The sequence below is a fragment of the Ilumatobacter sp. genome (assembly GCF_049588435.1).
Lineage (GTDB): Bacteria > Actinomycetota > Acidimicrobiia > Acidimicrobiales > Ilumatobacteraceae > Ilumatobacter_A.
In genome coordinates this window covers 1-6,908 of the sequence record NZ_JBAVYV010000331.1, presented here as the reverse complement: position 1 = coordinate 6,908, position 6,908 = coordinate 1, and the positions used below count along the sequence as shown (strand labels likewise).

The following is a 6,908-nucleotide window of genomic DNA, read 5'->3' as shown; positions in this document are numbered from 1 at the left end:
TGGCGACCGTCCGCGACGAACGCCCGGACTCGGCGATCGAACTCCGCCGGGCTGATGCCCGCGCACAGCTCGACGAGCGCGAAGGCGATCGCCGGCAGACCGAGTTCGGCCTGCTTCGCCTTGTCGTTCTCGATCAACGCCTTGAACTCCGGGCGGTCCGCGAGCGACGCGTCCTCGGCGACGGCGCTGTGGAGTTCGGACAGCATGAAGAGCAGCTGGATGTAGCTCGGCTTCTCGCACCACAGGGTTCCGTCATTGTCGAACACGGCAACGCGCTCATCGACCGGGAGCTGATCGGCGGCCGCGACGAAGTCGATGATCGACTGTCGGGCGGCGCCGTCCTTCCACGAGGGAAGAACACGGTCGGCGGTGGGGCTGGTCATCTGGATGTCTCCTGTTGGTGTGTGGGTCAGTCGTCTCGATCGACGGTCCGGGTCGCGTGATCCAGCGCGTCATCGAGCGAGCGGGTGACGTCGGGCCCGGCTGCGAACATGTGCTCGGCGCCGATCTTCTTGGCGATCCCCGTCCGGTCGAGCGTGTGCGCGGCGCCGGGCTGGAGGCCCGCGAGCACCAGCGTATTCCCCGAGTCCTCGAGTTTCTTGCGGTAGTTCTCGAGGAGCCGGAGACCCGTCGAGGTCATGTCGGGTACGTCACGCATCCTCACGACGACGACCGCGCCGGTGGCATCACCGGGTTGAGGGAGACGCTCGGCGAGTCGGGGGATGTCGGCGAAGAACGACCAGTCGCGCAGGCCGATCACGAGCACGGTGTCGGACGTGAGCGTCTCGGGAATCGGCTGCTCGCTCCAGTACCCGTCCGGGCTGCGGACGAGTTCGTTGATCCGGCCCGCCTTGAACGACGTGGCGATGAACACGATCAGCGACAACCCGGCGCCCACGAAGATCGTCCACTGCAACGGGATGAACATCGCGGCGACGAAGGTGGCGACCATCGCCGTCGTGGATCCCCACGAGCTGTGCACGGCGAGACCGGCGTTGGCGAGCCGACCGACGACCAGTTCCCCGGCGATCACGAACAGCAGCGCGGCGATCACCGCGAGCGGGACGGCCTCGGCGAGGCTGCCGAAGCACACGAGCAGGATCCCGAGCCACAGAACGGCGAAGACGCCACCCCAGCGCGATTTCGCCCCGCCACCGACGGAGACCCCGGTACGCGACAGCGATCCACCCGTCGGCATCGACTGGAAGAACGAGCCGGCGACGTTGCCCAGTCCCTGGCCCACGAAGTCACGACTCGCCGACGCCGTCGTCCCGTCCGGGTTGGGGTAGGCGGTACTGATCCCGGCTCCCTGCACCAGAGCGACGATCGCCACCGACACCGACCCGAGCGCGAGGTCGGGCACCATCGAGAACAGCGGCAGGTCGGGACCCGGGAGGCCGCGCGGAATCGATGCGATGTCGGCAACGGTCGCCACCGACGACGGGTCGAGGATCGTGACCACGACCGACATCAGGAGCAGCACGATCACCGGTGCCAACTTCTCGGTCGCCGGGATCCGCTTGCCGATGATCACCAGGACGACGGTGACCAGCCCGACGAGGGTCGTCGCCCCGTCCCAATCACCGATGTGGACGAACCAGTCCCAGATCTCCGACAGCTTGTTCGAACCGTCCGGGTCGTATCCCGAGAACTCGCCGAGCTGACCAACGATGATCAGCACCGACGCAGCGGCGACGAACCCGGTCATCACCGCGTTCGAGACGAAGCTCACCATGCTCCCCAACCGCGCCAGTCCCAGGCCCAACATCACCGCCCCGGTGAGCAGGGTCACGGTGAACAGCGCCCGCGTCATGTCGTCGTCGGGGACGTCGGCCACGTCGAGAACGCTGCCCGTCGACAATGCGATCGCGCTCGTCAATGTCGAGATCATCAACACGGTTCCGGTGGTCAACGACGCGACCAGCGTCGCCATCAGGCCCGAATACAACCCGTACAGCGGGTTGACGCCGGCGAGCGATGCGTAGGCCATTCCTTCCGGAATCGAGAACACCCCGGTGGCGAACCCCGCGGTCGCCCCTCCCGCCAAGGTGTCCCGTTCGAGCCCGTCGATCTCGATCGCGCGCTTCGCCGGCTTGGTCGTCACCCGGGACACCATAGAGAACCGGCACGCTGTGGCGTATCCAGAACCCGCAGCGATCTATCGTGCCCGCATGAAGCTCAGCTACCGGGCCCGATCGATGCGCCGTCTGGTCGCGCGGTTCGTTCAGGACGACAAGATGCCACTCGACGAACGCCGCGCCGCGATGGACCGCATCGACAAACTGCCTCGACCGCGCAAGGTCGACTACGCCGACACGACCGTCGGCGGGGTGCCGGCGATCGTCGCGACACCCACCGATGTCGACTCCGACCGCCACATCCTCTACCTCCACGGTGGCGGGTACCTCCTCGGTTCGCCGCGCAGCCACATCGCGATGTGCGCTCGACTGGGCAAGCGCGCACGCGCGACGATCACGGTCATCGACTATCGCCTGGCGCCGGAGCACCTCTATCCCGCGGCGATCGACGACTGCGTGGCCGCGTATCGCCACCTCTCCGCCCGCGTCGACCCGTCGATGATCGCGATCGCGGGTGACTCCGCGGGTGGGGGTGCCACGCTCTCGACGCTGTGCGCGCTCCGTGACGCCGGCGACCCACTCCCCGCCTGTGCCTATGTGTTGTCGCCCTGGACCGACCTCACCGGATCGGGTGAATCGGTGCGAACCAAGGCCGACATCGACCCGATGATCCGGGCCTCGGCACTGGTCTCCTCCGGTGAGATGTACGCCGGCGAGACCCCGCTCGACGACCCCGGCGTGTCACCGCTGTTCGCGGACCTCACCGGACTTCCGCCGATGCTGATCCAGACCGGCACCGACGAGGTGCTGCTGTCGGACTCGACCCGCCTCGCCGAGCGGGCGAGCGCCGCCGGGGTGCAGACCCAGTTCGACCTGGCCGACGGGATGTGGCACGTGTACCAGGCGTTCGCCGGCTACATGCCCGAAGCGAACGAGGCGCTCGCATACGCCGCGCGCTTCATCCGCTCCCAGACCCCCGGCTGACGTATCAACCGGGGTCAGACACCAGTTGATACGCCGTGCGGCACAGCCGCGTCGGGGGCTTCGCTCGTGGGCTCGCTGCTCCCGGTGCCCGGACCACGCACGATCAGAACGGCGAGTGCCACGGCGGAGAGTGCGACGCCGACCCACATCGACGTGACCCAGCCATCGACGAACGCGTGCTGCGCGGCGTCGATGATCCGGGGGGCGTCGGCGCCGGCACTCTCGGCGACGGCATAGGCGCTGCCGATCCCTTCGCTGGCGGTCTCGGCGATCTCGGGCGGCAGACCTTCGAGCGACGGTTCGATCGCGGAGCGGTAGCCGGAGCTGAGGATCGACCCGAGGAGGGCGACGCCGAGGGCACCTCCGACCTCTCGCGACGTGTCGTTCAGCGCCGACGCGACACCCTGCTTCTCGGCGGGCAGCGTCGCCGTGATCGCCTCGGTGGCGGGCGTCATCGTGAGGCCCATCCCGAGGCCGATGAGCATCAGGCCGGGAAGCACCGAGAGGTAGCCGCCTTCGACCGATGCCCGCAGGGCGAGCGTCATCATGCCGCCACCGAAGATCGTGACGCCCGCGATCATCGTCCGACGGGCTCCGACCCGGGCGGCGATCCTCGGTGCGAACGTCGAGGTGGGCATCATCACCAGCGCCATCGGCAACAGACCGGCAGCCGAGCGCAGAGCCGACCAGCCGACCACGGCCTGCAGGTACGGGAAGAGGACGAGGAAGATCCCGAACATCACGGCGAACACGATCACCAAGGTGCTCGAACCGGACGACAAGCCGCGGTCACGAAACGCCGACATGTCGAGCAGCGGATCGGCTTGACGGTTCTCCCAGAGGACGAAGGCGACCAGCGCGACGACGCCGACGATCACGCCGGCGAGAGCGATCGGGTCGGTCCAGCCGCGCTCGGGTCCTTCGTGGATCCCGAGCACGATGCCGCCGATTGCGAGTGCCGACAGCACCGAGCCACCGATGTCGAACCGATGTGTCGACTGTTCGTGGGAGTTCGGGACGAATGCGACCGTCGCGACCGCGGACACGATCACCAACGAGATGGGGAGGATGAACAACCAGCGCCAGTCGACGATGTCGACCATGAACGACGAGAAGAAGAGTCCGAGGATCCCGCCGCTGCCGGCGAAGCCGGCCCAGATCCCGATCGCCCGGGCGCGGTCGGCCGGAGGAAAGCTCGACGTGATCACCGAGAGCGTGACCGGCATGATCATCGCGGCGCCGACTCCGGCCGCAACGCGAGCGGCGATCATTAGACCGACGGTCGGGGCCAACGCCGCGCCGAGGCTGGCGAGACCGAACACGGCGAGACCCGCCAACAGAACCGGCTTGCGGCCCCACCGGTCGCCGACAGCGCCGATCGGGAGCAGGAGTGCGGCCAGCGCGATCGTGTAGGCGTTGATGATCCAGAGCACCGCGTTCTGCGAGGCGCCGAGATCGATGGCGAGATCCTGCTGCGCCACGTTGAGACCCGACACCGAGGCGATCACCGCGATCAGTGCGGTGCACATCGCGATCAGGATGTTGCGCTGGGCCTTCGGGTCGGTGGTGACCGACGAGGACGGCTCGACGCCGCTCTCGTCGAGTTGGTGCACGTTCGTGGACACGGTGGTTCTCCGGGGGGATTCGGGGGATTCGGGGATTCCGTCGCAGATCGCAACGAAACTGTTTCGTAGCGATGCTAACCTGCTCGTGTCACGACGCGACCGGAAAAAGTCGACGCTGTGACCGAGGTAACGAAGCACATGAGCGACACACCATCACCCCGAGCCGCACGCAGCCGCGAACGCCTGCTGCGCGCGGCGACCGATCTCCTCGTCGAGCAGGGACCCCGGGGCGTGACGGTCGACGCCGTGGCCGACGCCTCGGGGGTCGCCAAGTCGACGCTGTATCGACACTGGTCGTCACGCGACGAGATGCTCGTCGACGTCGTGCGCTCCAACATGCCCGAGATGGAGGATCCCGACGTCTCCGCGGGGTTCGAACCCGCGCTCCGCCAGTTCATCCACGACGCTGCCACCAGCCTCGCCGACCCCGAATGGTCGCGGATCATTCCGGCGATGATGTCGCTGCGGGTGAGCATGCCCGACGTCGCGGCGTGCATCGAAGTCGACCGATCGGCGAAGTCGATTGCGCTGACGACGCTGCTCGACGTCGGGATGAGCGAAGGAATCCTCCAGCCGGATGTCGACGCCGGCGTCGCGGCCAAGTTGCTCTTCGGTCCGTTGATCTACTCCGCCCTGGTCGGCGATCACGACGACCTCGACCGCCTCGCGACCCAGATCGTCGACGGCTTCCTCGCGTCGCACGCTGCATCACGCTGAGCAGCAGGGGTACATTCCCGTGCATGGCCAACGAATCCGAACCCGACACGCCTGACGCCGAACTCGCCGAACTCGACGAGGACGAAGTTCAGCTCGGGGCGTTCGATCTCGACGGCGACGGAAAGGTCTCCCCCGTCGAGGACGCCCGCGCCACACTCGGTCTCATCGACGCCCGCCTCGAACAGGTCGCCGAAGAGGGCGGCACGATCGGGAAGATCGCCGACGTCGCCCACCACGTCGTCGACCGCATGGACAACGACTGATGTCCAGCGTCGGGCGACCCGAGGACGAGCTGACCACACCGGTCCTCGCCGAATGGGATCGCCCCGCGGGTGAGAAGAACTATCACCCCGACGGCCGACTGAAGAAGAGGTTCTTCGAGGCCGAACTGGCGCGGATGCAGGAGCAGCTCGTCCAGTTGCAGTATTGGGTGCAGCGTGAGGGTCTGCGCGTGCTGATCATCTTCGAGGGGCGCGGCTCCGCGGGCAAGGGTGGCGTGATCAAGCGGATCACCGAACGCACGAGTCCACGGATCGTGCGCGTCGAAGCACTCCCCAAGCCGACCGAGCGCGAGCAGACCCAGTGGTACTTCCAGCGTTACGTCCCGCTCCTTCCCTCGGGTGGCGAGATCGTGCTCTTCGACCGCAGTTGGTACAACCGTTCCAACGTCGAACGGGTGATGGGCTACTGCACCGACCAGCAGCACGCCGAGTTCCTGCGGACCTGCCCCGAGTTCGAACGGATGCTGGTGCGGTCGGGGATCATCCTGCTCAAGTACTGGTTCTCGGTCAGCTACGACGAACAGGGCCGACGCTTCTCGGCGCGCAACGAAGAACCGGTCAAGCGGTGGAAGCTGTCGGAGATCGATCTCGAGGAGCACCGTCGCTACGTGCGCTACTCGATGGCCAAGGACACCACGTTCCAGTACACCGACATCAAGCAGGCGCCCTGGTACGTCGTGCCGTCCGACTGCAAACGCCGCGCCCGGTTGAACTGCATCGACCACATCCTGAAGTCGATCCCGTTCGAGGACACGCTGCCGGAGCCGGTCGTCATCCCCGAGCGGGAGGACGAGTCGTACATCCGACCGCCGATCGACGACCAGACGTTCGTCGAGCAGGTTTTCTGACGCGTCGACCTGCCGACGACAGCGACGCCGCGGCACCGAACCCAGGCCGTTCGGGACCGTTCCACTACTAACGTCGGATCGATGTCGGTGGCGTACGTTCTGGGAGGCGGGGGTCGTTGGGGAGCGGTCGAGGTCGGCATGCTGTCCGCGCTCGCCGACGCGGGCATCCGGCCCGACCTGATCGTCGGGACCTCGATCGGAGCGATCAACGGCGCGATGTTCGCCGCCGACCCGACTCCGTCCGGGATCGAACGGCTCGAACAGGCGTGGCGCGACCTCGCCAAGTCCTCGGCGCTGGTCCCCCGACGCCGGGACCAACTGCGGAATCTGGTGCGTCTCGCCCCGTCGCTGGTCACCCACGGAGCATTCGAGCAC

General features: G+C 67.3%; 7 protein-coding genes and 1 pseudogene. 5 read left to right on the top strand and 3 right to left on the bottom strand.

All coding sequences use genetic code 11. The features are described from left to right. A pseudogene (locus WBV89_RS12890) lies at positions 1 to 383 on the bottom strand (haloacid dehalogenase-like hydrolase); the annotation flags it as partial. 26 nt (positions 384 to 409) lie between these two features. Next, positions 410 to 2,104 (bottom strand): SulP family inorganic anion transporter, encoded by a 1,695-nt coding sequence (locus tag WBV89_RS12885; RefSeq protein WP_423981757.1) that lies wholly within the window; start codon positions 2,102 to 2,104, stop codon positions 410 to 412. A 67-nt stretch (positions 2,105 to 2,171) separates the two neighbouring features. Between WBV89_RS12885 and WBV89_RS12880 the strand changes: the two genes are divergently transcribed. Then, the gene (locus tag WBV89_RS12880) at positions 2,172 to 3,062 is read left to right on the top strand and encodes an alpha/beta hydrolase (RefSeq protein WP_423981756.1); all 891 of its coding nucleotides are present in this window, start codon (positions 2,172 to 2,174) and stop codon (positions 3,060 to 3,062) included. 14 nt (positions 3,063 to 3,076) lie between these two features. Here WBV89_RS12880 and WBV89_RS12875 read toward each other — a convergent pair whose 3' ends face one another. Beyond that, positions 3,077 to 4,687 (bottom strand): MFS transporter, encoded by a 1,611-nt coding sequence (locus WBV89_RS12875; protein ID WP_423981755.1) that lies wholly within the window; start codon positions 4,685 to 4,687, stop codon positions 3,077 to 3,079. Between the two features lie 138 nt (positions 4,688 to 4,825). On the opposite strand from WBV89_RS12875, the gene WBV89_RS12870 reads away from it, so the two are divergent. The 4 genes from WBV89_RS12870 to WBV89_RS12855 form a co-directional block, all read left to right on the top strand. Beyond that, a complete protein-coding gene (locus WBV89_RS12870; RefSeq protein WP_423981754.1) occupies positions 4,826 to 5,404 on the top strand; it encodes a TetR/AcrR family transcriptional regulator in 579 nt (192 codons plus the stop codon). Positions 5,405 to 5,427: 23 nt separating this feature from the next. Beyond that, a complete protein-coding gene (locus tag WBV89_RS12865; RefSeq protein WP_423981753.1) occupies positions 5,428 to 5,667 on the top strand; it encodes a hypothetical protein in 240 nt (79 codons plus the stop codon). After that, positions 5,667 to 6,533: a polyphosphate kinase 2 gene (gene ppk2 / locus WBV89_RS12860; protein WP_423981752.1), complete on the top strand. Its 867-nt coding sequence runs from the start codon at positions 5,667 to 5,669 to the stop codon at positions 6,531 to 6,533. Before WBV89_RS12865 ends, ppk2 begins: the two co-directional genes overlap by 1 nt. Positions 6,534 to 6,614: 81 nt before the next feature. Further along, positions 6,615 to 6,908: patatin-like phospholipase family protein (locus WBV89_RS12855; protein WP_423981751.1), on the top strand; the 294-nt coding region annotated here is incomplete at its 3' end.